The sequence below is a fragment of the Roseateles sp. Mitsp63 genome (genome assembly GCF_059491535.1).
In genome coordinates, this window is sequence record NZ_CP168509.1 from 4,504,371 (window position 1) to 4,528,396 (window position 24,026).

The window sequence follows — 24,026 nt, forward strand, 5'->3', positions numbered from 1 at the left end:
CGGGTTCGTTGAACTCGCGCCGTGGTGGCAATGCCTTCACGCCTCATCGTCGTCATCGCCATCTTCCGTAGAACTCTCGTCTTCGGCCTCATCCTCCTGGCCTGCAGCAGCTTCGGTCAAAACCGCGTCCCGCATCTTGACGACCATCTCACTTAGCGCTGCGATGCCGTCTCGGTACTGGCCCTTCTCCAGCAACTGGCGCTTCGCCTCCAGCCGAATGACTTTGCAGTCCGCAGGCGGAAGCCATCCCTCCGGAATTGACTCCGTCGCCACTAGGCACTGGCTCGTGTCGGATTCGTTCAGGATGGCATCGAGCATCCGGCCTAGGCTCTCAGGGTCTTGGCCAGACTGTTGAGGTGTATCAACGATAAATGGGAATGAACTACCGACTCCGAACTGCTTGTGCGTAGCAATCAAGGATAGATGTGTTGCAAGCACCGCGCGTGGCGCATAGCTGCCGCTGGCGCTTGGAGGACGCGCTCCAATGGTCATGCGAGTTCCAAGCTCGGCCATGTGAATGTCAAGCTTAGACGCATACAACACCACACCTTCCTTGAAGAAGGCTTTGACGTTCTTCTCGCGTCCCGCGTCTGTCAGCTTCGCGAGCGCGTCATCAAGCTCCTTCTTCTCATCGGCGAGCGAATCTACCTTCGCGGCCACTTCATGACGGGTGGCATCGTATGCGGCTTGCAGCGTCAGGCGACTCTTGGCTGCGACAACGTCCGCGACTACCTGCCCTCCCTTCCGCTCGTTCATCATTCCTTTTAGCTTACGCAGTCGAGATGAAACGTCGTTAAGCTTTTCTTGCAGCGATTGTTCTTTGCCTCGCGCTGCCTCAATCTGCTGCTTCAGCTTCACAACGACCTCGTGCATCTCCTGCGCATCTGCAGCGAGCGCCTTCTTGGCCTGGAATGAGGTAGTGTGGACGTGTGAACAGGTGGGGCACACCAGGGGAGCTTCGTCCTTGTACTCGGACAGATACGCCAAGTCTTCGACTAGTTCGCCTTCGGCTTTCATCGCTAGGTGCAGCTCTGCGGAGCGCTGCTGGCGCTCCTCAGCTACCGCCACAAGAGCGCGACGGACATCGTCCTGAGCGGCTTTAAGTCCGTGAGCCTCCGAACTGAGCTCTTGGAGTTGCTTGGCGAATGCGACCTCATCCACTACCGTGGACTCCGCCGGAAGCATCGACACCACTCGTTGATAGGCGGCGTGCTGTAGCTTCCCTTCAATCTTGGCGTTACGAAGGTGGAAGGCGACCTCGTCGCGCTTCAACTTGCTTCTCACATAGGCGGCCGGTTTTAGCCCGCTGAATGAGTGAAACACCGGATTCTGCCAACTCGGGAACTGCCCCAGATTGGAGAAGGTGTTCCACTTCAATCCCCAGCTTCCATCTTGGTCAATGTAGAACGGGAGCAACGCGTAGCTCGGACCAGCAAGGTCAAAGCCTCCATCGTCCTTGCGCTGGAGCTTCAGTGGGAAGTCGAACAGCTCCGCGAAGTACTCGTTCCATCTCGATGCAGATGCAGTTGCGAATAGAAGTTGGCCGTTCTCAGAGAATGCGGCACGACTTCGATTCTGTCGAACGAAGGTCCTTACCTTCGAGCCCACCGTCACTTTTAGCGCAGCGACGACATTCGCGTCGAACTGCGCCGCAACTCGTTTCGGCGGCTCGCAACCAAGTGCCCAGACCAAGTGCTTTATCGCGCGGGACTTACCCGTGCCATTGCTACCTGCTAGAAGGTTCTTGCATGGATTGAAGCGCAGCAACCTCGCGCTCGCGTCTCTTTCGGACAGCATCCAAAGCTCGTTGAACACGACCGCTTGGTTCATTTTTGAGCCTCAGGTTGCGAACCAGTCGGAGCAGCTGAAAGGTGTTGAATTGGTCTTGCATTGTTCAAAATCATTGCCATGATGCAGAAGAGATAGCCGTCCTTGTATAGCGATGAGTCCTTTGGCGCGCGCTTCCTCAGGTCCGAGAGCCAAGCCGGAAGGCGCTCCTTCAGGGGCCCTTGGACCTTGTACTTGTCATGGAGTGCGAATAGCTCGGCGAGCGCGTTGACGGTGGGCCACACAGGCCCGGCCCGATTGGTGATTTCCGAGCAAGCCAGACTCATCTCTTGCTCCATCTCAGCCACCATCTCGTAGTCGGCAGCCTCCGCGTTCAATCGCGTTACTACCTTCTCGATAAGGTCTTGCGTCGTGACTTGGCCATCATTCGCGGCGGCAAAGTAGCCATCGACCTCATGGCGAGTAACCGCCCGCTGTAGCAGCGCTTCAAAATCTTTTGCGTAGCGTCCCGTCCCCATCTTTTGTCGGACGTCCGCAGCGATGAGGCAAACGGCTTGAAACGGGGCCTTCACCTTCGGCGAAATCTTCAGCATCTCGCAGAGAACGGCCAGCTCGCCAACGACGAACTGCACCCCGTCCTCGACGGGGCAATTGGTCACTTCAAGCAGGACGTTCTCGAGCGGTATCGACTCGTCGCTAGGGATATCAAGCTGCTTACGCAACGCCTTCTCGACCTTTGCCTTCGCATCTACCGGTAGCTCGGAAAGAAGTACTCGAGTGACAGTCTCAGATGCCCCTGCGTCACCGACGTCGACATAAAAGGGCGCATTTGAGGCGAACACCAAGTCCGTCGACGACACAGTCGAGAAGCGGCGTCGGTGGAAGTAAAGCTTCGCCAACACCGACAGCTCTGTCACCTTGGTCTTACTTTTGGTCTTTGTCTTCGACTTTGCGCTTGTCTCTTTTGACGTCAAGGCAGTACTGGAGCCCACCACGGCTTCCGCGGTCGTTGCAGTCATCGGCGGAACTGAAGTGGTCCCGCCAGCGCCATCCGGCACCGAGAGCAACCCATGCAACGTCCAGTGGTGAGACGACTCATTCTTTTTGACTTGGGTAAACTTAACCCGAGTCGGAGCCGTCGACGAATTCAGCAGAGCGATATCCTGCTGCCACTCAAGAACCACCGCGTAGTCCGCGCCGGTCGCATGCGCTCGTAGGGTCTCGAGGACCGCTTGCCATATTTGGAAGCTGAATCCTCGCATTGCGTGCAGCCCACCTGTTTCGTCACCAGAGTAGTCCCGGAACAGGGACTTCACATCTTCGAGACTGGGCGCGGAACTGACTTTGGTCATCACGGCAGCTTATCTCAGCTTGTAACAGGGAGCCCCCCCCCTCCAAGGGCGGAGTTGAGGAAACGCCACGCGCTGGGCGGCTCTCGCACGCCAGGCGGCCGACTTGACGGTGGTGCCGAAACGTCAATGAAGGAAGCCAGCATGCGATGCGGCTGGGCTTCATCTGAGCTTTGTGAGCGGGCGCCGATGGGGGATGCTCAACTTGGTCAACGTCGGCAGAACTGGTGCACCTTATCCTGAGCGGGCAGCGAGCACAGTGTGCGGCCGGTGCTGTCCCCTGACACGCCTGCGGAGGATGGCAACGAGCAATCTGCCGGACCAAATACACTGCGTTAGACACAACGACGCCGTAGCGTCACCAACGAGATTCCAACAATGAGCACCGTAGATACTTCGAAGCTGTCCTACTCCGAACTTCTAGCGCTATCAAAGGAGCTCGAGCGGCAAATCGAATCCAAACGAGATGAGGAAATCAAGGTACTCGCTGACGGATACATAAAGAAAATCGAGGCTGCCGGCTTCACCATCGCTGAAGCCATTGGGGCCCTGCAGCCCTACGTTGGCCGCAGCGACACGCGGCGCAAGCAGTCGGGTGCAGCGGTTTTGTTCCGCGACCCAGCCGACCCTGAGAACACTTGGAGCGGCCGGGGTCGTGCGGCAAAGTGGTTGGCCGAATATGAGGCCCAAGGTCGCAGCCGAGAAGAGTTCCGCGTCTGACCAACAGCCACACAGGGGCACCGGGTGGACGACTGGCAGGCAGATGTCGAAGCCGAACCGCTGGCTGGTGGTGGATTCGCGCCGGTCATTTTGCTCGTTCCACCAACTAGCGTTGGCCCGCCTGTTCGGCGCGTTCTCGGCGGCTGCTTCCCTTCCGAGGAGCACGCAAAGTGGGCGGCCATTGATGCGTTCGCTGCCGAATCACGAGGTGAGCCCAGTACCGACGACTAGCATCTCAGACTACGAAAATACAAACATCTCCTCCGTGCTGCTATCGCAGCCTTAGCCGGCGAAGCTGGGCACTGAAGCACGTTCAGACGCGAGCCCTGAGTCTTGTGGCGTAGTGGAACTAAGAGAGATGCGGTCCCTCATCTAAAGTGCGCGAACGTTCTAGGTCGGTTCAACTGAAAATGAGAGTGTGTGCATCCTGCTTTGACGACCGAGACATCCGTCAGTTCATCCGCGACGGCGAGGACCGCCGCGGATGCGAGTTCTGCGGTCTGCACGACTCTCCAACGAAGCGAATCGAAGACGTAGCTCGCCACATGGAGCACTGCTTGCTCCAACACTACGGGCGAGCGGTCGACCAGCTTCCTTACGATGGCGGATACATCGGGAACCACTGGGACTCCTCGGAACTGCTTTTTGAGAAGGTGGGGCTTCATCTCCCCCGAGACCACAAGGACAGGCTACGCTGGGAGCTTCGCGGAGCGCTGCCCGATGAGCCCTGGTGCGACTTCGAATGGACACGGCTGGGCCATGACCAAGCGCTGCAGTCGAGCTGGGAAGAATTCTGCGAGACCGTGAAACACCGCCGTCGCTTCTTTTTCGAGGCGACGGGAACGGACGGCCCGGATTCGTACACGCCGGCAACGCTTCTTTCAATCATTGCGAACACCTGTGAAAGAGGTGGCCTCATCAAGGACGTGCCCGAAGGACGTCGCTTCTGGCGCGCTCGCACTGACATCGCGAAGAACCAAGATGCACCGGCGCAAGACTTTGGACCGCCACCGCGCAGGTTTGCGAATCAGACTAATCGGATGAATCCTGCTGGCATTCCGATGCTCTATCTCGCCTCCACACTTCAAACTGCTTTGAGCGAAGCCCGCGCGTTTGACGCTCGCGTTGGACAGTGGGTGTCATCGCGTCCACTGCGCATGCTGGACCTGCGTCGCTTGCCTGAGGTACCAGGCGTCTTCTCAAATGCCTCTCGCGAAGGGCGGCTAGCCTTGAGATTCTTGAGGAGCTTCAGTGAGGACATCATGCAGCCGGTCGCCCGGGACGAACGTCCCCACGTGGACTACCTGCCGTCGCAAGTCGTCACTGAGTTCATGCGAGATTTTAAGTTTGACGACGGCCCAATCGACGGCATCGCCTATGGAAGCACTGTTCACAGAGGCGGCTGGAACCTGGCTCTCTTCGCCGAACCTCGACATCTCGGACTCAAGTCGGACGAAGATGACGACCACTACTACAAGGACGATGAGCCCTGGCTAAGGTTCGTCAAGAGCGTACGCGGACGTCGACAAGCTGAGGCCGAGCTTGATGCTCGACCTCCACCAGTCTGACACCTGGCCGCAAGAAGATGTTGCCGCATCAAGGCGAGCGGCCGCACCGCATCGGTCCAAATGCTGCCCTGCGCGCCCTATCGAGGACCGAAGCTCAACGGGAGCAAGCGCGCAAAGTCAAGCCCTCAAGCGGCTGAACCCAGCAACTTTTTCCCCTGCTTAATTGCAGTTCTCAATGCAGCCTGCAAACTTTCCACGGCAGCCCCACGTTCGCTGTCCCCTGCGGTAAGAACCCAGGTCCCTGCTCTCACCAGTTCTTCAAGGCATCCGGCATGTCGCTTAGCGCTTGAACCTCGCCCCCCAACACTTTTCAAGTACTCGGCCACGCGGGTAGGCCCTTCGATGGTTACGCCCGTCCTGGCCCCATCCTCCTCCTTAGCGGCCTCGGCGAGCTGCTTTAGACAACGGACCCATTCCGTGGCAACCGCCATCTGTTCGTCACCTTGCGCCCCTCCTGCCAACATCGCGTGGGCAACAACGAACAATTTATGTGGAGCCTGGTCAACCCAACGGTCGATGATAGGAACCGCAACGTCTGACGGCGGCGCTTTCTCATATCGCGCTTCTGCAGCAATCGTTGTAATGCGACCGCACTTCCATTTTTTTCCCGCGACCGATAGTTGAATATGCCTAAGCTCGGCAACGTTCACAGGCCACCATTTTGAAATCTCTTGCGCTCGATAATAAGCGATGCAATCCAAGTATGAATCCTTATCACCAGCCCTCAGCTTAAATTGAACAAGAACGAAGGATGCAAACTCAGTCTTCCGTTCACCTTTGCGAGGAACAAAGTCAATTGCTGGGTCAATCAAAAGAGCAAGCGCCCGAGTCGTCTTTCCATTCTCTTCCAACTCCCTCTTCGCCTGCTCCAATTGATTGATATTTTTGGAGAATCGTTGCAGACGCTCACCGTGCCGATATGGGACACGCGACCGCATTTCTGAAGTCGGGGTTTGCCACCAATCCACCAGCTGACTCAACCACTCAGACGATTCATCAATATCCTCATCTGAGGCGTTGAAGTGCTCCTTCATCCTCGGATACGACGTCGGCAGGTCCTTTATTTGGTCAGAGTCCTCTAGGTCAAGGTGTACTATCAGCGGACCCGGGTCCGAGCGCATTGCCGCCGCAGCGAGCTTGGCACGCTCATAGACTTGGTTGTAATCTTTCCCCTGAACCACAGCAGGAGCGCCCCCGCAAACTTCAGCATATGGCCAAAGGCGACCATTAAGTGAGTCCTCCTCGAAGCGCACTTCAATTCCCGTCCTGGGGAGGGGAATGCTTGTCGTGGTTACCTCAGGCACCCAAGGCAGTCCTGAGACTTTTACTAAGCTCATAGCCTGCATATGTGATTGCGCGGACGTCGACCCCCCAGACAACATGAGCACACGATGCAACGGCTTCCCTGGAGTCACTTCAATGTGGTCGAAGTGCTTTCTCGACACGTGTTTGTGGCCATGCATCACTATCGCAAAATCTTGTTGCGCAATGAAGGTTCGCAAGCGCTCCAAATTGGTGACATCAGAGAACTGTTTAACTTCTTCGGTGTGGTCGGGCGCCCTCAAGTGATGGTGCATCACCAAAATCCTCAGCTGACCAATTCCGCCATACTCACTATCGAGCTGCCGCCCCAACAGCCTTAGCACCTCAAACTGATTGTCAGATATTCGAGCCATATCGTAATAGCGCAACTTATCCAACTCATCCTTGAATTTCTTCTGAACGTCTGGAACATCGCTGAGCAAAGCTGGAATGCCATCCCAGTGTTTACGTAAGTCATCAGTGAGAGCAGACGTTTGCGACCAGTTGCATGAATTCATGGCAACTATGGCCCAGCGCCCGTCCTCGCCAACGAGCACGTGCTTTCTTAGACTGGCCACCTCCTTCTTATCGACCCCGTCGAGCCAGGGCGTGATGCAGCCAGCCTCACGCCAAGTCTCAACGAATCGCTCGTACCGCTTTTTCGTGGTCGGCTTGGTACCTCGTTCGATGTCGTGGTTCCCAGGCACGGCCACAATTCGGCCCGGCTCAATTCCGAAAGGTGCAAGATGCTGAAGCAGCGCCGCAAGCAAGACCGAGTCTCCTCCCGAGGGGCCGCGCGCTAACGCGTCGCCGCTGAAGACGACTGCATCCAGGGCTAGTTTTTGGTCCGCGAGATGCTCCGCGAGCCTCGCCAAAGCCCGTTCGTAGAGCTCCTCGCGCGTCGGGCCGTCCCAATCCAAGGCTCCGATGGTGACCTTCCCGAGGTCGTCCCAAGGGAAGTCCGTACCCGAAACGCTCAAGTGGGTGTCTGTGATGTGCAGCAGGCGTGCAGACGCCGCGTTTTCCTTCGGAAGGCTCATCTTGTTCGTGTCCTAGAATGCTCCCCAATCTTCCCCTCCACCGCTCCTTTGGCCGCTCGGCCAGCTGATGGATAGAAGCCCTTGAACTTGACCCGCAGCCAAGTCCACCCATCCGAAGGCGAAGCGCTTCGCCTGGACGTGTATCAGAACTTTACGGCCATTTCGGACCGTTCGGACTCACCAGGAATGGGTGGGTTGGACTTCGTATTGCTCGGACTTTTCGGTGAGGTGGGAAGCCTCCTTAGCGCGCTCAAGAAAAAGAAGCGAGACAAGGACGCGTACGCCACTTACGAGGACTCTGTTCTCGAAGAAATTGGTGATGCGCTTTGGTACCTGGCGAACGCGGCGGGTCGCGGCAGGCTGTCGCTTGCTGAGCTAGGCCGGAGGGCCGTTCAAGGTCATGACTATTCAGCCACGAGCGCGAAGAGCATTCAGTGCTTCGTGGACCTTCAGCCCTCACACTTCTCACCTGAGCTTCAAGAGGCCCCGCTGGAAGCATGTCTCATCCAGCTTGCCGCCAAGACAGGCGCGTTGTTAGATAGCTTTGCCGCTGGGAAGTTTGAGCAGAATCTTGACCGATTCGCGGCTGACCTAATAGATGTCTTCCGTTCGCTCATCCAAGCGGCGAACTTAGCTCACGTGCCGCTTGACCTGGCCGCACGGCAGAATATCGCCAAATCAGAGGGGCGCTGGCCTCGAGAGAAGATTTGGGCGCCTGCTTTCGACGCGAACTTCCCGCAGAACGAACGCTTCCCAAGACAGATGTCGTTCCGTTTCGATGAAATTATCGAGAGCGACGGTCGTACTAGAGTGCGACTAAGCCGAGATGGTGTCATCGTCGGTGACAAGCTGACCGACAATCGCTGGAGGGAAGATGACTACCGCTTCCATGACATCTTCCATCTTGCTCATGCAGCCATACTAGGCTGGTCACCAACGCTGCGGTCAATGCTTCGCGCCAAGCGGAAGTCCAACCAATTGGTTGACGAAAACGAAGACGGCGCGCGCGCGAACTTAATCGAAGAAGGCATTGCGAGCTGGGTATTCAATCATGCCGAGCGCGCCAAGTTCTTCCGCTCCACGACTTCTCTTGACTTCAGTATCCTGAAGACAATTAAAGACTTTGTGCAGGGCTACGAAGTGCAGACCCTTCCCGCCTGGCAGTGGGAACTAGCGATTCTTGAAGGCTTTAAAGCGTTCAGGCTGCTCAAAGAGCATCGCCGAGGCATCGTCGACCTCGACCTCGACGCCCATACACTCACGTTTAGGCAAGTTCATAGCGACGATTGAGTAGGCGGCGGGAGCCGGACCCTCACAACGCTAGCGACACGTCGAGCTTCCACTTCGGTGGGAACACCGGCCTTGGCATCTCTCCCGTAGGCGTGTACTTCTGCTTGATTCGCGCTCTTCCAGTGAGCTCGCTGAGCTCCGGATGTGCAACGCGTGCGTACTTATCGACCTCGCAAAAAAGATTTTGACAGTCGATAAGATGCAGTTTTCGCCCCCAAAGTCCGCCGAAACGTAATCCGCGTTCAGAAAATTCGGCAGTTTGGCGCTCCGTCACCCAACGAATTGCATCCGCAGGGGAGTATTCACCCAAGTCGGAAAAGCACTTTTTGATTCCATTAAGGGCTCCCGGACCTGGCTGAACGAAGTCGTCCTCGTTAAAGTCAAAAATCGTGGAGTAGTTTAAGTCAATCGCGTACTGATAGGCCAAGAACGGACCAATACTTGGGATTCCAAGGAGTAATTCATAGCACTCTTGCATGGATTTTGCAGTCAAAATTTTACCTGCAAGACCACTTGAAAAAATCCAACTCAGCAAGTCCAGATGGGTTCGATGCTTGTAGCTCCCCTCCTGTAGGCGCGGGGCATTAGGCATTATGTATGCGGCAGAATATATGCGAGCACCACTCGAGATGGCTCGTGAGAGCACCGCGTCAAACTTTGGCACGTCGAATCCAGTCAGCTTAAGTTCACCAAACTCAGACGACAAAAGTTCCCAAGTCTCAATCTTGTTGAAGAGCTTGAACAGGATTGTTCTGAACAAGACATCCTCTTGGGACCAAGCTCCGCTGTAGATGACATGCGAGATGAGGAACTGGCTCACCCTATCAGCAGCTCGGTAGGCGTTAGTGAACTTGTAGACCCGAAGGATGGGGTCTTCGGTCCAAGGTCCGTGCGCTCCGCTAAACCTCTTGAGATAAAGCGCTTGGCGGGCCGCAGCAAACTTCCAGTAGGTGGCGTAGGCCTTCGAAGGCGTGGGCGGCGTGCGCTTAACGAGGAGCGCCGACCTAGCGGTTAACAATGCCTCAGACGGAGGCGAAAGCGACTCAGACAGAACAGCCAAAAACGGTCTCCGCAGCACAATGTCCAAGCGAATTTTGGCATGCTGGACGAGGTAGGAAGTCCATGAATTCCCGCCCTGGGCTCTCTCCCGCAGCAGCCAACGGCCGACCGTCATGGCTGGTTGTTGACACAACGCTGCCTCAGGCGACGCAGAGGATGTTCCACTGGGTAAAGCACCTCACCACACCCTACTCCATCAACGTTCCTGCCAGGCTAAACCGTGGAGACCGCAGCAGTCCTTGAATGGCAGTCGCTCACGACGCCAGAACGGCCCCGAACGCAGAGGGCCTCCACTCCCACACTTCATGCCTCGCTGACATGGGGTCGACTGGGCCGAGTTGACCGACTGAGCGCGGCGCTGGTGCTGGTACCAAGCCCGCACTTGGACGACTTCGCGCTGCTGCTCAGCAACTCAAGCAAGACACTCGTCGTCTACCTAGACCTTGCGACGCCAGATGTCTTGGCCACGGTTCAACGCTGGAAGGAGTCTGGATTTATCGAGCTGTGTGTGGAGGATGTAACTGAGACATCCCGCGGGAGAGTTCGGCTACACGTCGACCATGCCGCCGCGATTGGTCTCGAACGCTGGTATCGCTGCCACCCACCGCGCGCTCCTCGACCATGGCCCAACCGCGCACAGGAGCTGGCGGAGACACTTTCCAACACTGCGTCCTGGGACTGGTGCGGGCTTACCGTGGCGAAACGCTGACGACCTCCACTTTTTGGGTGATGGTCTCCGCCAGGAACCAACTGCTAGCGTCGCGACACTGAAGCTTCCGCGCTTTCGACGTGTTGAACCTCCCGGTCAGTCAAGAGCCCATCCTCTACCACTCCGACTCGGATGGCAGCGTCATTGTTGACCTGGCTCCAGGCGTCCTCGCTGTCGTGCTAGCACGGCGCGGCCGCAATGTCCGCGCAGCGTCTGCGGCCGAAAATCAGCTCCTGGGCAAATCAACCGAACGGCAGCGCGACGGCTTCCTCACAGGACGCCATGCAGCGCACTTGGCCTGTGAGCGCCTTGGAATAGCCTGCGAGCTCATCGGCCGCGGCTCCCAAGGCGAACCCCTCTTCCCGACCTCGCTGCGAGGCAGCATCAGCCACTCTCGTACGGTTGCAGTGGCAGTGGCCTCCCTCGCGACTGCTGCTCAAGCTGTCGGAGTGGATGTCGACGACGAGCGAAACCTCCCTGCCAATGCGATGGCTGACATCAGCTGGAAAAGCGAAATCTCAAGGCTGCAGGCTTTTTTGAGCCTGCCGAACCTGCAGGCTGCGGAGCGATTAGCGTTCTCGGCCAAGGAGGCGGTCTTCAAGTGTCAGTTCCCTCTGACCAAAAACCGTCGCCTTGGCTTCAAGCAGGTCAGCCTCTGGCCTGCAGAGTCGGGGAGAGGCTTGGAGGTCCGGCCTCATAGCACTCCGAAGGTTACAGCGGAAGTTCTCCGGAGGATTGCGGTTACCACGCTGACCTGCCAAGGGCACAGCGTGGCCATTGCCCTTGCGAGAGAGTGATGTTGGATTTTCCAACAAACCATGCTAATCTCCGTTGGAAATCCGCACAGGAGAATTTCGTGGCCACGAAGATGAGTCCCCAGGAGTTCGAACAGCTGCGCCCGAGACTTCAGGCTCGATTGAGCGAAGCGCTCGAGGAGGAGCAGGCGGACGACCTGGCCATCCCCGACCTCAAAGGCAATCCCATGTGGGATACACCAGAGGTGGACTCGAAGTCGGTCGCCAAACTTTCTCCGCTCGTCAAGGAAATCACAGGTGGCTCGTTGCGCCCTGAGTGGATTCAGAAGGGCGGCTATGGAAGCATTTCCGACGCGGTGACCGACATCATTGCAAAGATTCACCAGCACCGGGTTGGCGTCGCGGATGTCCCAGCTTCTTCGCCAATCGAAGTGAGTGAGGAGGTCGTGGCCCACTGAGCAGGAGCGACCAACATGAATGAACAAGATGCAATCGCTGCGCGGCTGAAGGAAGCTCGCGAATATTTGGGGCTGTCTCAGCAAGAAGTTTCGGACCAGACCGGAATTCCTCGCTCTGCCGTCTCTCTCATCGAGAGCGGCAAGCGCCGCGTGGCCTCGCAAGAACTGGCAGCGCTGGCAAAGCTGTACTCCCGTCCTGTGGGCCACTTCACTGGCGAGCAAGTTCAGGATTTCCCAGAGGACGTCAACATGCTGGCGCGGCAAGCCTCAACGCTCTCTGAAAAGGACCGTTCCGAATTGATGCGCTTTACCGAGTTCCTCATCCAACGGTCTCAGCAAGGCGATGGCGAAAAATAAGCGCGACGCCATCCTCTCTGGCGTGGCCAAGGCGGCCGAGCTGCACAAGCAGTTCGACCTGAAAGCCAGACTTCGGGACGGGAGTGGTCCCATCGATGTTCTCTCGACCATTCGGGACGTAGGAGTCATGGTGCTCTTCCGCCCGCTTGAAGGGCTGCTTGGCGCCTACGTACCAACGCCGTCCGCAGCCGGAATGCTGGTGACGACCCAGCGAGACCACCACGTGCAGCGCTTCACTGCAGCACATGAGCTTGGCCACCACGTCTGCAACCACTCTGCCCTCAGTCTTGATGTCAATGTCGGCTTCGTCGCGCGCGGCGAAAAGGATGGCTATGACGCGCAAGAGGTTGAGGCGGATGCGTTCGCCGCAGAATTTTTGCTACCCAAGTGGCTGATAACCGCACACGCCAGGCGCCAACATTGGAATCTCGCTGACCTGTCACAGCCAGATGTGGTCTACCAGCTGTCGCTGCGACTCGCCGCGAGCTATTCGGCGACCTGCTGGGCGCTCGTGGCAGCTGATTACGTGCCGCTAAAGGTAGCTCAGCAACTGGCCAAGATGCCCCCGAAGCTTTCGAAGCAGCGAGCCATGCCCGACGTCCAGCCTGACAACTGGTATGGCGACGTCTGGGTCATGTCCGAGCGCGACGCGGGGGTGCAAATCGTTGGAGGCCCGGACGACTACCTCGTCTTCAACTTGGAAGAGCATGCTGCCGGCGGGTACGAGTGGGGATTTGAAGCGCTGAACGAAGCGCCTTTGGATGTGCGTCGCGACCAGCGCAAACAAGAAGCCCCGCTGGTCTATGGTGCTCCGGTCACCCGACGCGTCGTACTGCAGGGCAACGCCATCTCGAAGACTGTGGTGCGCCTCGACGAGAGACGCCCATGGGAAGCGGACGAGAACGCACTCAAGTCGCTTGAGCTCAGGCTCGCGCTACTCGGCAAAGAGCCAGTCGGGATGGTGCGTCCAGAAAGACTGATTTCTGCATGAGCGAGGTGGGCGGCATCACGGTCGAGCACGACCTCCGTGGAACGTGGGAGGGCATCAGGGACCAAGGTTCCCGCCCGACCTGCCTAGCCTGCACCACGTCAGACGCGCACGCACACGCTCACGGCCTCTCACACGCGCTGTCGGCGGAGTACCTTTTTTCACGCGCTCTGCAGGAGATGCCCCCCAGCAATGGAGGTCTGTCCTTCGAGGCTGTGAACAGGGCCTTGCGGCAACATGGACAGCCACACGAATCCCACTGGCCTTACGGGGTTCCCGCCGCCGCGCTGAGTGGCTCTGTGGGTCAACTCTGGCGCGGAAGCTGTCACGACCCAAGTTCCGTCGAATCTGAGTTGGTCAGCGGTGTGCCGGTGGTCCTAGGCCTGATGCTCAGCGACGGCTTCTACCGAGTGCAGACGTCTCCGCACATTGTTTTGGACGGTCCATCCAACAACTCTGGACACGCAGTCATCGCAGTCGGGCTGGGAAGGTCTCCGGAGTCGGCATTCTTTGACCTAGTGCTTATCCGCAACAGCTGGGGAATACGCTGGGGAGACAAGGGCCATGCATGGCTCCCCTACTCTTACATGAAGACCAAGTTGATGGAATTCCGGACGGTGAAGCCGTCCCCGTAAGGAGGAGGAACGAGCATGCATCCCATTTCGAAGCAATCGCGCGCGGAAGCTTGGCTGGCTGCAGCCGCCCTGCTGCAGGGTGAGCCCGATGAGAAGGCCTACAACGTCATTCTTGAGGTGATTGACCCATGCAGGGAAGAGCCGCACGACAAAGCCATCGAGAAGATGGTCGACCAGTTCTTGCGAGCGCATCAAGCTCAGCCCATCATTACGGTCGCGGACACCATCTTCCCCGCCGCCGAGTACAAGACCCACGGCTTCGTCGGCGTCCTCAAGTATCCGGACTCCATCTATCCGCATATCCAGCCCCTGCGGGCGAACAATTGGGGAACGTATGCGCTGCGTATGACGCGGCGCCTTGCTGTGGAAGGTCCTCCACTCAACCCACTCGAGTTACTAGTGAACAAGCTCAAGCGCGAGTTGTCGAACCCAGCCCCCAAGCGCGCCGTCTATGAGCTCGACGTGTCGCTGGAACCGATGGAACTCAGCCTCTACGACCCCGAGCGGGACCACAAAATTCCACGAGGCGGTCAGTGCTTGAGCCATATCAGCTTCAAGCTCGGACCGAACAGGGAGCTGTATCTGACGGCGATGTATCGCTACCAGTTCTTCGTGCAGAAGGCTCTCGGCAATCTGCTGGGTCTGGCAAGGCTTCAGTCCGCCATCGCCCGAGAGGTCGGGGTTTCGGTAGGTCCGCTGGTCTGCCATGCAACGATGGCGACTCTTGAACAGGGCAAGGGCGAAGGCGGCACGATAGCGTGGGTCAAGAAGGACAACGCGAGGCTACTCAGTGCGTGCGAGGCCCTCGTGGCCAAAGCGGCAGCTTCACTCGGGGCGGACAGCAGCGACGTAGTACCAGCCTGACCTTTTTCTGCCCTGGGCTGCCACCAACAATTGACAACCGAAACGCATGTCGCATCTCTACCTCGAGTCCCAGTTTCAGAAAATCGTTGGCGCCTACGGCCACATCTTCTCCAACATTACGCCGGGCTTCGAGGACTACCTGGACTTCGGACGCAGCCGTCAGTGGTCCTTTCTGACCACTGACTTTAGGCACGTGAGCTACGGGCGCTGCCTGGAACTCCACCAACGGTCCGAGGCCATCCACGCCTCAAACGACAGCCCTGAAGCGAAGGCCCGCGCCCTGTCTGCAGCATCACGCGAGCTCAGGACCGGTTTCAGCCTCGGTATCTGTCCTTGGACAGACAACCTTCTGCTTGAGTCGTTTGACTCCAAGAAGGATGAGCTGACGATAGTGGTCGGGCACGACTGGTACCCGGTGGGCGCCGGTGTACTGGCCGAGTCTGGCCTGTACGTGCAAGGACTGCATCACACGCCCAAGTACCAGCACTGGTGCCCCGCCGGCTTTTTCGACCCACAACACCCGTCCGTCACACTGTTCCTGAACCTCTATCCGGACTACCGCAGCCCTTTGGCCGCCAAGACCGGAAAGGTCCCTACGGGTGGCCTCACCTATTTGCAGTGCGTCGCGGGATTCCAGGAACTCCTGAAGAGCTTGAACAAGGAGTACAGGCGCGTCCAGATTGTGTCCTGGGGTGCTTATGCGTGGAATGAGTTCGCGCCGTATGTGACCAATCTCGGCAGCGTGAAGAATCTCAAGGCGCAGATGGCGGCAAGCGCGGGCAAGCCTCTGAAACTCTTTGGGCGCGACTACCTTCCGATGGCTCACCCCTCGTTCGCGTCGAATCACAACCGCGTCCATCTCACAGAAGGTTTCCGTGCGCTGGGCTTGGGCAAGCCCGGATTCGCTAGCTCGCAACGCTGAAGCTCACAAGGTCGCATCTCCCTTCCCTCACGCAACGCAGTTCCATCCGACCACGCCAGGAGCGCCATGTCCCGGGTCCCCCTGTCCTTCGAGCTCTTTCGAGAGCTGGACGAGCATCTAGAGTTTCGACAGGTCGGCGACCTCTGGCACGTCAAGTGGCCTGAGATTGACCTCAGCATCTGCCATTCTGGCGAAGCCGAGTGGCCTGACTTCGAGGACTTGTCGCGGCACACTCCCCAGCTCCGGCTGCACGACTTCACGGGCTTCGTGCTTGGCAACTACGGAGAGTTTTTCGTCGGGAACCTGCTTCGCCACGACGAGTTCAGATTTGGCTCAGTGGAGGTCACGTTTGGGCAGCCTACGCCACTGGCCGCGTATATCTTCGACAAGTACCACGAGAGCAAGTACTTTGGCGACTGGTCGGAGATGTATTCCTGCCGCATCTTGGGCGCGCATCCAGACGACATGGAATTGGTTCTGCTGTCCGCATTCGCCAAATACGAGGACAGGCACGGCTTGCTTCCCCGCCCCAACGACATCTCGGATGCCACATGGGACGAACCGGACGCTCCGGCCAACGATGGCGTCGTCTTTACCGCCAACGTCCCAGCAGACATAGAGCCTCTGCGTTGCATGTACTACGCAAAGACAAACTCCGAGCACGCTGCCGCTTGCATTCAGTTTTATCGCGTCATCGAGTACTACGCCTTCCTCTCGCTATCCAGGACATTGAGCGTCCTGCGACGAGATAGCTCGCTATCGGACCGAGAATTCCTGCTGCAGTCAGCACAACTTCTAACGAAAGACGAAAAAGCGACCGTGCTCAGGCTGGTGTCATCCCTTGCCTCGCCCGAACTCGTGGCTCATGCACACAGCGAAGGGCTCATCCCACGAGCTGATGCGACCCTTCTGTCCACGTCGCTCTATGAGTTTCGCAACTCAATCGTGCACGCCAAGCAGGACCAGCGCGTGTCGGTAACAGTGGACTCCATCCTCACCACACCCAGTGCCACCATCGCTTGGCGAAACGTCCTTCGGCAGCTCGCCGGCAAGGCGCTCGAAGTTCACGCCTCGGTGCGTCAGGTCGGCCAAACAACGTAGCGTGCATGCCCGTCGTGTCTCGCCCAACACAAGACCTTCAGCACCCCGGCGATTCGGTCATGTACGTGTTCCTAGACACCGAATTCATCCCCGCGGATGCAGCCGAGCCTGCGTGGCTACTCAGCATTGCTCTCTGCTCCGAAGCGGGCCACGAGTTCTACCGGGAGGTCGTAGCGACCTCGAAAGTGCTCTGCCGTGCGAAGGCGAACGGGGTGATTCGGGCCGAGGTGCTGTCCCAGATGGGTAGGCAGCTGGGTTGCACTGCCGAACCGAAATGCATCGCTCGCGACTTGGTGGTTTGGCTGGACGGACTGGGCGTGTCAGCGATTGAGGTCTGCTACGACTTCCACGTCGACTACGACCTCCTTGAGGCGTTGCTGGCGCTGGCCGCATCGCCTACCGCGGCGACCCTCTATCCCACGCACGTCGGCTACCTGAATGAGGACGAGGAGTTGGAGGCAGCCGCGGCGGCGTGCTTCGCGTCACTTGAACTGGAACGCGGCCTACGGCGCCATCACGCGCTGGCCGACGCCCTCGCGTTGCGCGCGAAGTTCTGGGCGGCACACGGTCAGTAGCCGAACCCAATGCCGCCAGTGAGCCGCCTAATGCGCATTGGCGGTGTCGGTCGTTCCGAAAAGCCAACTAGTGGCATCGCCCAGTACTCTCGCGTCCCAATCTGCGGTCAGTCGGAGGAGAACAGCAGCGGCAAGGTCCGCCCGGCACGGTTCCCCCAACAGGGCGTAAACGCGGCCTGTCTCGGTCACGACGCACGGCGTAGAAGCGTTAACTCGGGTGATGGCGGATGAAACGCGGGACCGCCCTGTTTGGAGGTTTACTCCGACCACATGGAGCGAGGGTTCGCGCCCCGGCAATCTCAAGAGGAATGCAGCCCAGAGGCCAAGCGGGACGCGGTTTTCCCCCACGTGGGTCGCCGACATGGATTCGCCTCTCACACGGCTACAAGACTTCGGGACGCCTTGGCGCTCCGGCCGGCGCGGCACCGCGGGACATGACCCTTCAGATTCCTACCGGCGCTCCACCAGCTCCGCCCGCAGCACTACTGAGAGCCGTGAGAGGACGAGGCACCTGTAGACTTGCCCTTCCTCGAAAGCGATGAGGCCTCGCGATACCGGCGTCCTGCGATTGAAGGTCAGCATGGTCCCGCCAAGAGTGGTCAGCGAAACCAGGTCGCGGTCTGGATTAACCTCAAAGACTGTCGCTTCTGTCCATGCCGCCCGAGGTTCCGCGCGCCCTGAGTCGTCTCCCGGGTCTTTCGCGAGCGCCTTCCGCACCTTGCGGACCAAAGGCTGGTAGGCAACCTCTCGGTCTGGAGCCACCGAGACCATTAGCCGCATGATTTCGCCATCAGAAAGCAGGCTCTTGGTCGTCGTCTCGACCAAGTTATCGAGCAAGGTATTCGGGTCGTTGATGTCCACAAAGATGGCATTTGGGAGGCGACGCCGAACATCGTCGACCGCGAGCTCAACGGCTTCGCGACGCGAGGCCGCAGCGCGATAGAACTCGACGACAAGAATCGATTGCGGAAGCTCATACGTCGTCGCTTCGATGCAGCCGTCAGTTCCAATCCATTCCGCAAGCGCCTCGCGAGACATGCGCTCATCAATCGTCGCAACGAGGGTCACGTGGATAGGGCAGACATCAGACTCCGCGACATGCCTCGCCTCCTCGGCCATCCGGTCCACCAGCTCGGCCGATGCGAAGGGCCTATCCCTCCCATCGGTCCTCGCACGGGCAATAGCCTCGTCGATAAGCTGCTGCTGACGCTCGTCTGGTTCGAAGGGCTTCACCAAGTTGGGCTCCTCTTGCTCACCACCAGAGCGGTTTCACATAGGGCCTTCTCAGCGCCTGAATCGCCTTCGGCAGCAGACCGGCATGGAAGCCTCGGTCGACTTCACAAAGAATCTGGTGACCAGCCGCATCCCAGACCGACTCGATGAGGCTCTCGCCACTAGCTGGGTCATCCAGAATCAGCAGCGGCTCGGTGCTGTGGTGAACCTCGAGCCATCTGGCGATAGCGTCGCGTCTGGGCACGCCGAGGTTCTGCGGAATGTCCCAATGCTCGTGGAAGGACTCGGCTACGACGCCAAGGCCCGTCCGCTCGAAGACCTCGACGAATTGCTGCCGGTCCATGATGGCCAGCCAACTCGTGCTCAACGCAACTCTGGGCCTGGTCGCCAACATCAATTCCCGAAGAGCCTCCACAGCGTCGCGGCTGAAGAGCTTCTCCCAGATGTCCTTCGGCTCTTCCGCGGGACGCCAGAGGGCCGAGCGAGCCTGATAGCCGCCGTACGGATTCGACAGGCACAACGTGTCGTCCAAGTCGAGAATAAGGACCCCTTGCTGCGATGGCGCGTCCTGCGCAGCAACGTCTACGGCTTGCATGCGACAAGCGCTCCCTCTAGTCGCCTCACGGTGACTGGGTCCGTCACACCCACCTCGCCATCGCAAATCACCAAGTGCCGCCGGATTTCCGGAGCCTGGGGCCATCCGTCCTCGTCGTCAGCTAGCGCGACCCAATGCGTCAACACGTTGGCCTTCACGTAATTCTTGATGACCCCATAGCTTGTGTTGGACTTGCGAATCCAGTCGAGGGTTATTGGCACGTGCGTCGGTTGCGTGAAGCCTCTTAGACGCTGTCGCAGCCACGCTGGCATCTGCGACAGCAGGATGTCCTCGCGAACGAACGTTGTTGCGGAACTTCTGAGCACGATGTCCAGATTCCACTCCTCGATGACCGGCCGCAAGTGCTCCGACCAACAGAAGGGGCGAGGCTCGTCCGGAAGCTTGGCGTTGTAGATGTACCCAACATCCCAAGGGTGCACCGTCCCTTCCAGGTTCAAGAAGAGGGCCGGAGGCGTCAACACGCCTGGCAACGTCGGCCCTGCAAGAGCCGAGGTAGGTGTACTCAGTTCGTCCGCCATGCGTCAGCGCGGTAGAGAGGTTCGAAGTTGGTGGGGGTGAGTTGTTCGTCGTCGCCTGTTCGGCTCACCATGACGGAGAACCCATTTCCATATCGGACAAAGAAGCCGCCAGACGGCACAGAGCGAAGCACCTCAGTAACCTCGCCGAACACGAAACCGCTCGCTGCGTTAGGCGTGAAGACGCCAACGAACAGGCTGAAGTCAGAAACGTTCTCGCCACGGCCATAGCGCAAGGCTTCGTAGAAATCGCAGGTGAGCCACTGTCTTTGCTCAAGGTGTCCCAGTCCGGAAGTCTCCGTCCGCTTCGCCTGTATCCAGTACTTGCCTGGAAGCTCGACGGCGTTCCATGCGCGGACCCCACGACTTTCGGACGCGCCCGGGTCCGGGAGTTTGACTTCGTCTCTGAGAGACGTGCGGAGGACGTGACTTTGCATGGCGGCAGCTTCTAGGTCTGCGGAGGTTGGATGAAGCAGCGCGGGAGTGCCGGCAACGCCGGCTAGGAGTGCGCTGAGGGTGTCGGTGCAGTCTACGGCCTCGCCGGCTTTAGGGCAATATATTGGGTAGTTTGATGAATTGCGCGTCTAGACACTGGCGGGTTACTCGAATCCTGCCCGCATGAACTTCATCGCTGCCCTTGGTAAGACCCTGTTTGCCCTTCGCCAGGAGGCCAAGTTGTCTCAAGAGCAGCTTGCCCACGAGGCCGGCGTCTACCGGAACACGATTGGCCTCATTGAGCGGGGCGAGATGTCGGTGAGCGCCCAGACGCTCGACCAGATTTCTGATGCGCTGGGCTATCGGCCCTGGCAGCTGATGCTTGAGGCAGAGTTCCTCATGGAAGCAGCCGAGGCGCACGGCACGGCTAAGGCGAAGCGTCAGGTGGAAGTGACGGCGGTCGCTGTGAAGCAGGCTGCGATTAAGCTCAAGCGAACGGCGTCGCCCAATACGAAGCAGCAGGCCTCTGAACGCTGAGCGGCGCCGAGCTAATCAGCCGGTAGCTAGACGCTTACTGGTAGTGCCGCCGCGGGCTTTGCGTACACCTCAGCAGCCCTGCCGGACATGGGTTCCCGCATTTGCGGGCAACTACATTTCCCAGATTTTTGCCCCCGGACTCGGAGTTTGCGGGCAACTCAATTACCCAAGTTTTTTCTGAGCTGGGACGTTTTGAGGCCGTTTTCAGAGGAGAAACGCTCTTCTGGGTTCGCGGCTGACTTCATTACCCAGATACATCACCGCGCCCTGGTCGCCCAGGCTCAACGCGGCGAGCACGCCGGCACCGCGCCGGTCGCGGGTCTCGCCCAGCCGCCGGTCGATCGCATCGCGCAGCGCTTGGCGCAGCGCGTCGACGCCCCATCCGCCCTCGTCCAGGCGCCGCTGTCCCTTCGCCCGGCAGCCGCCGGCGGCTGGCAGATCCTGCTCCAGCATCCACAGCGCCTGATCGAAGCCATGCGGATTCGTGAGCCCATGCGGCCGGCGCAGCTTCGCCGCCAGCTCCCAGCGCTCACCCGCGCGCGGAGCGGAGGACATCTGGAAGCAGGACAGCAGCACGCGCGGCGGCGCGCCGTCCTCGCTCGCCGCCGCATCGACCTCGAGCACGAAGCGCCAGCCCTCGATGCCGCCCAGCCCCGCGGTCCGCTGCGGCAGGCTGGCGACGCGTCCCGTCAGGCGCATGACCTGGCCCTCGAGCGCGGCCGGAAGGACCTCGGCCATGCGCGCGTCCGCGCGGACGGCGGTGAGCCCGAAGCCCGCCAGCGCGGCCAGCAAGGCGCAGGCGAACCAGGCTGCCCGGCGGCGGACGCGGGTCCAGGCGGCCAGCGCGAGGGTCACGAGCAGCAGCGCCAGCCAGGCGGCCCACGCCCTGGACCCGGGCAGCGCGGGCATCGCCTGCACCAGCCCCATGCCCAGCAGGGCCGCCAGCGGCACCGTGGTCCAGCGCCAGGCCGGGGTGTAGGATTCGCGGCGATTTTTTCCACTTCCGTGCAGACCCTCATGAGCACTTCCGTCTACGACCGCCTGAAGCAACTGGGCATCGAACTCCCGCCCGTGGCGGTGCCCGCCGCGGCCTATGTCCCGTTCGTGCGCACCGGCAACCTGGTGTTCCTGTCCGGTCATATCGCGAAGAAGGACGGCAAGCCCTGGGTGGGCCAGTTGGGCAGGGACACCGACACGGCCACCGGCCAGCAGGCCGCGCGCGCGATCGCGATCGACCTGCTGGGCACGCTGCACGCGGCGGTGGGCGACCTGGACAAGGTCACGCGCGTCGTGAAGCTGATGAGCCTGGTCAACAGCACCGGCGATTTCACCGAACAGCACCTGGTGACCAACGGCGCGTCCGAGCTGATCGGCCAGGTCTTCGGCCCCGAGAAGGGCGCGCATGCGCGCAGCGCCTTCGGCGTCGCCCAGATTCCGCTCGGCGCCTGCGTCGAGATCGAGCTGATCGCCGAGATCGCCGGCTGATGCGCGCCCTGACCGCCTCGCGCGTGCTGGCCTTCAGCGCGCTGGCGTCGCTCGCCGCCGTGGCGGCGGCCCTTGTGGCGCAGTACCAGTTCGGGGTCAAGCCTTGCCCCTGGTGCGTGATGCAGCGCGGCCTCTTCCTGTTGATCGCGGCGGTGAGCGCGCTGGGCTGGCTGCTGCAGCGCGCGGGCTTCGCGCGCGTGCTGGCGCTGCTGCTGGCGGCGGCGCTGGGCGTGGCCGGGCTGATCGCGGCGGGCTACCAGCATGAGGTCGCCTCCAAGCTGGCCACCTGCGACATGACCTTCGCCGACCGCGTGCTGACGGCCCTGCAGCTGGAGGAGCGGTTCCCGAGCATCTTCATGGTCACGGCCAATTGCAGCGAGGCCTCCGCCTATGCGCTGCTCGGCCTGCCTTATGAGATCTGGAGCGGCGCGCTGTACACCCTGATCGCGCTGCTGTGCCTGCTGGCGCTCAAGCGCGGAGCCGTGCATCGTCGGTGAGCTGGCTCGCCGATGTCCTTGAGATCCATCAACCGCGTGAAGGAACCTTCATGAAGCGAGTCACAGGCATCGGCGGCATCTTCTTCAACGCCAAGGATCCGGCCGCGCTGCGGGCGTGGTACCAGAAGCACCTGGGCATCGACGTGCAGAACTGGGGCGGCGCGGCCTTCCCCTGGACCGGCGACGACGGCCAGCCCAGCGGCGGCACGACGGTCTGGTCGATCGGGTCGGCGGACCCGGACGGGTTTGGTCCGGCCAATCCGCCTTTCATGATCAATTACCGGGTGGCCGATCTCGCGTCGCTGCTGAAGGCGCTGCGCGAGGAAGGCTGCAACGTGCTCGACAAGACCGACGACTCGGAATACGGCAAGTTCGGCTGGGTCATCGATCCGGAAGGCCACAAGGTCGAGCTGTGGGAGCCGCCGGCGGGGCAATAAGCCCGGCGCGGCCCCGCGGTCAGTCCTGTCAGAAGTTCAATTGCCCGGGCCGGATGCCCAGGGCCTTCGCGATCCGCTCGCGCGACGAGCGTCGCGGCCTTCCGCTCGCCTCCAGCTGCGCATAGGCCCCCTGCGTGATTCCGAGCCGGTCGGCCACGACCTGCTGCGTGAGCCCGAGGTGCGTGCGCCACGCCTTCGCGCCAGTCATGTTCTCGTTGAACACGAGTTGCGCGACCGCGTCCGGGATCAGGTCACCCACGGCCTCGAAATGCCGCACGAACTCGTCGTAGGGCAAGACCACGAATGCCGGTGTGCCGTCGGCGCCCAGGATGGTCTGAAAGTCAATACGTTTGTTCATCGCGCTTCCTCACTTCCTCGATGGAGACGATCCGCACCTCGGCGGCGAAATCGAAGAACACCCGGTAGTCCCCCACCCGCAGCCGATAGGCATAGGGATGATTGAACAGTCGCTTCACGTTGCGGGCGTTCTTGAGGTCTGCGAGCTCGAGGACGACGGCGCCGGCAATCGCCTTCACCGCCTCGCGAGGCAACCTCAACATCTGCCGCATCGCCTTCTCGGTCCAATTGATGCGATTCATGAATGCTATACGGTTTGATTAGCTTCTGCGACGCTAATCTGATACCCGATCAGCAAGGTTGACCGCGATCAACATTGGATTTCAGTTCCCTCTCCGGCGGGAGGAGATGGGGGATGCGACGCGTTGCAAACGCGCCGACTGTCAGCTTGGGAGAAGGCGGTCACCACGCCGTCACGCCCTCCCGGCAGCATC

The 24,026-nt window shown here is 59.9% G+C and carries 27 protein-coding genes; 16 read left to right on the plus strand and 11 right to left on the minus strand.

From position 1 onward, the window contains the following. Positions 1–36: 36 nt before the first annotated feature. Both ACEN96_RS19480 and ACEN96_RS19485 read right to left on the minus strand, forming a co-directional pair. A complete protein-coding gene (locus ACEN96_RS19480) occupies positions 37–1,830 on the minus strand; it encodes a hypothetical protein (RefSeq protein ID WP_495584723.1) in 1,794 nt (597 codons plus the stop codon). Further along, positions 1,827–3,140 (minus strand): dsDNA nuclease domain-containing protein, encoded by a 1,314-nt coding sequence (locus ACEN96_RS19485; protein WP_495584724.1) that lies wholly within the window; start codon positions 3,138–3,140, stop codon positions 1,827–1,829. The genes ACEN96_RS19480 and ACEN96_RS19485 overlap by 4 nt, the downstream gene beginning before the upstream one ends. A gap of 375 nt (positions 3,141–3,515) precedes the next feature. Here ACEN96_RS19485 and ACEN96_RS19490 point away from each other — a divergent pair, with 375 nt between their 5' ends. Both ACEN96_RS19490 and ACEN96_RS19495 read left to right on the plus strand, forming a co-directional pair. Then, positions 3,516–3,857, plus strand: coding sequence for an H-NS histone family protein (locus tag ACEN96_RS19490; RefSeq protein ID WP_495584725.1), 342 nt, complete (start codon positions 3,516–3,518; stop codon positions 3,855–3,857). Positions 3,858–4,267: 410 nt separating this feature from the next. Next, entirely contained in the window at positions 4,268–5,425 is a 1,158-nt protein-coding gene (locus ACEN96_RS19495; protein WP_495584726.1) for a HEPN-associated N-terminal domain-containing protein, read from the plus strand. 125 nt (positions 5,426–5,550) lie between these two features. Here the strand turns inward: ACEN96_RS19495 and ACEN96_RS19500 are convergent, their stop codons facing one another. Next, positions 5,551–7,767 carry a metallophosphoesterase family protein gene (locus ACEN96_RS19500; protein ID WP_495584727.1) on the minus strand — a complete coding sequence of 739 codons (2,217 nt, stop codon included), beginning with the start codon at positions 7,765–7,767 and terminating at the stop codon, positions 5,551–5,553. A gap of 81 nt (positions 7,768–7,848) precedes the next feature. Between ACEN96_RS19500 and ACEN96_RS19505 the strand changes: the two genes are divergently transcribed. Continuing rightward, positions 7,849–9,057: a nucleoside triphosphate pyrophosphohydrolase family protein gene (locus ACEN96_RS19505; RefSeq protein WP_495584728.1), complete on the plus strand. Its 1,209-nt coding sequence runs from the start codon at positions 7,849–7,851 to the stop codon at positions 9,055–9,057. A 22-nt stretch (positions 9,058–9,079) separates the two neighbouring features. Here ACEN96_RS19505 and ACEN96_RS19510 read toward each other — a convergent pair whose 3' ends face one another. After that, positions 9,080–10,231, minus strand: a complete 1,152-nt coding sequence (locus tag ACEN96_RS19510; RefSeq protein ID WP_495584729.1) for a nucleotide kinase domain-containing protein — start codon at positions 10,229–10,231, stop codon at positions 9,080–9,082. Between the two features lie 674 nt (positions 10,232–10,905). Between ACEN96_RS19510 and ACEN96_RS19515 the strand changes: the two genes are divergently transcribed. The 9 genes from ACEN96_RS19515 (at position 10,906) to ACEN96_RS19555 (ending at position 17,480) form a co-directional block, all read left to right on the plus strand. Further along, positions 10,906–11,622, plus strand: coding sequence for a 4'-phosphopantetheinyl transferase family protein (locus ACEN96_RS19515; RefSeq protein ID WP_495584730.1), 717 nt, complete (start codon positions 10,906–10,908; stop codon positions 11,620–11,622). A gap of 59 nt (positions 11,623–11,681) precedes the next feature. Beyond that, positions 11,682–12,038 (plus strand): hypothetical protein, encoded by a 357-nt coding sequence (locus ACEN96_RS19520; RefSeq protein WP_495584731.1) that lies wholly within the window; start codon positions 11,682–11,684, stop codon positions 12,036–12,038. 15 nt (positions 12,039–12,053) lie between these two features. Continuing rightward, the gene (locus tag ACEN96_RS19525) at positions 12,054–12,395 is read left to right on the plus strand and encodes a helix-turn-helix domain-containing protein (protein ID WP_495584732.1); all 342 of its coding nucleotides are present in this window, start codon (positions 12,054–12,056) and stop codon (positions 12,393–12,395) included. Beyond that, on the plus strand, positions 12,382–13,386 hold the full coding sequence (locus tag ACEN96_RS19530; RefSeq protein WP_495584733.1) for an ImmA/IrrE family metallo-endopeptidase: 1,005 nt from the start codon (positions 12,382–12,384) through the stop codon (positions 13,384–13,386). The genes ACEN96_RS19525 and ACEN96_RS19530 overlap by 14 nt, the downstream gene beginning before the upstream one ends. Further along, on the plus strand, positions 13,383–14,018 hold the full coding sequence (locus ACEN96_RS19535; RefSeq protein ID WP_495584734.1) for a C1 family peptidase: 636 nt from the start codon (positions 13,383–13,385) through the stop codon (positions 14,016–14,018). Before ACEN96_RS19530 ends, ACEN96_RS19535 begins: the two co-directional genes overlap by 4 nt. 15 nt (positions 14,019–14,033) lie before the next feature. Continuing rightward, a complete protein-coding gene (locus ACEN96_RS19540) occupies positions 14,034–14,882 on the plus strand; it encodes a hypothetical protein (protein WP_495584735.1) in 849 nt (282 codons plus the stop codon). Positions 14,883–14,928: 46 nt separating this feature from the next. Then, positions 14,929–15,804 carry a hypothetical protein gene (locus tag ACEN96_RS19545; protein ID WP_495584736.1) on the plus strand — a complete coding sequence of 292 codons (876 nt, stop codon included), beginning with the start codon at positions 14,929–14,931 and terminating at the stop codon, positions 15,802–15,804. 66 nt (positions 15,805–15,870) lie between these two features. Continuing rightward, positions 15,871–16,905, plus strand: coding sequence for a hypothetical protein (locus tag ACEN96_RS19550; protein WP_495584737.1), 1,035 nt, complete (start codon positions 15,871–15,873; stop codon positions 16,903–16,905). A 59-nt stretch (positions 16,906–16,964) separates the two neighbouring features. Next, positions 16,965–17,480, plus strand: coding sequence for a hypothetical protein (locus ACEN96_RS19555; RefSeq protein ID WP_495584738.1), 516 nt, complete (start codon positions 16,965–16,967; stop codon positions 17,478–17,480). Positions 17,481–17,930: 450 nt separating this feature from the next. Here ACEN96_RS19555 and ACEN96_RS19560 read toward each other — a convergent pair whose 3' ends face one another. Genes ACEN96_RS19560 through ACEN96_RS19575 form a run of 4 tightly spaced genes read right to left on the minus strand, consistent with a single transcriptional unit; the run spans position 17,931 to position 20,281 of the window. After that, positions 17,931–18,716, minus strand: a complete 786-nt coding sequence (locus ACEN96_RS19560; protein WP_495584739.1) for a hypothetical protein — start codon at positions 18,714–18,716, stop codon at positions 17,931–17,933. Between the two features lie 16 nt (positions 18,717–18,732). Then, positions 18,733–19,308: an HAD domain-containing protein gene (locus ACEN96_RS19565; protein ID WP_495584740.1), complete on the minus strand. Its 576-nt coding sequence runs from the start codon at positions 19,306–19,308 to the stop codon at positions 18,733–18,735. Beyond that, positions 19,296–19,847 (minus strand): HAD domain-containing protein, encoded by a 552-nt coding sequence (locus ACEN96_RS19570; RefSeq protein ID WP_495584741.1) that lies wholly within the window; start codon positions 19,845–19,847, stop codon positions 19,296–19,298. The genes ACEN96_RS19565 and ACEN96_RS19570 overlap by 13 nt, the downstream gene beginning before the upstream one ends. Then, positions 19,832–20,281, minus strand: a complete 450-nt coding sequence (locus ACEN96_RS19575) for a hypothetical protein (RefSeq protein WP_495584742.1) — start codon at positions 20,279–20,281, stop codon at positions 19,832–19,834. Before ACEN96_RS19575 ends, ACEN96_RS19570 begins: the two co-directional genes overlap by 16 nt. A 181-nt stretch (positions 20,282–20,462) precedes the next feature. Here ACEN96_RS19575 and ACEN96_RS19580 point away from each other — a divergent pair, with 181 nt between their 5' ends. Further along, complete coding sequence (locus ACEN96_RS19580) at positions 20,463–20,816, plus strand: helix-turn-helix domain-containing protein (RefSeq protein ID WP_495584743.1); 354 nt, start codon at positions 20,463–20,465, stop codon at positions 20,814–20,816. Positions 20,817–21,020: 204 nt separating this feature from the next. Here ACEN96_RS19580 and ACEN96_RS19585 read toward each other — a convergent pair whose 3' ends face one another. Next, complete coding sequence (locus ACEN96_RS19585; protein ID WP_495584744.1) at positions 21,021–21,767, minus strand: ComEC/Rec2 family competence protein; 747 nt, start codon at positions 21,765–21,767, stop codon at positions 21,021–21,023. A 66-nt stretch (positions 21,768–21,833) separates the two neighbouring features. Here ACEN96_RS19585 and ACEN96_RS19590 point away from each other — a divergent pair, with 66 nt between their 5' ends. From ACEN96_RS19590 to ACEN96_RS19600, 3 genes are read left to right on the plus strand one after another with little or no spacing between them, the layout of a single operon-like run. Beyond that, on the plus strand, positions 21,834–22,301 hold the full coding sequence (locus ACEN96_RS19590) for a RidA family protein (RefSeq protein WP_495584745.1): 468 nt from the start codon (positions 21,834–21,836) through the stop codon (positions 22,299–22,301). Further along, positions 22,301–22,798, plus strand: coding sequence for a disulfide bond formation protein B (locus tag ACEN96_RS19595; RefSeq protein WP_495584746.1), 498 nt, complete (start codon positions 22,301–22,303; stop codon positions 22,796–22,798). The genes ACEN96_RS19590 and ACEN96_RS19595 overlap by 1 nt, the downstream gene beginning before the upstream one ends. 50 nt (positions 22,799–22,848) lie before the next feature. Beyond that, the gene (locus tag ACEN96_RS19600) at positions 22,849–23,235 is read left to right on the plus strand and encodes a VOC family protein (protein WP_495584747.1); all 387 of its coding nucleotides are present in this window, start codon (positions 22,849–22,851) and stop codon (positions 23,233–23,235) included. Between the two features lie 28 nt (positions 23,236–23,263). On the opposite strand, the gene ACEN96_RS19605 is transcribed toward ACEN96_RS19600, so the two are convergent. Next, positions 23,264–23,593, minus strand: coding sequence for a helix-turn-helix domain-containing protein (locus tag ACEN96_RS19605; RefSeq protein WP_495584748.1), 330 nt, complete (start codon positions 23,591–23,593; stop codon positions 23,264–23,266). Then, positions 23,577–23,834: a type II toxin-antitoxin system RelE family toxin gene (locus tag ACEN96_RS19610; RefSeq protein WP_495584749.1), complete on the minus strand. Its 258-nt coding sequence runs from the start codon at positions 23,832–23,834 to the stop codon at positions 23,577–23,579. Before ACEN96_RS19610 ends, ACEN96_RS19605 begins: the two co-directional genes overlap by 17 nt. Positions 23,835–24,026 lie beyond the last annotated feature (192 nt).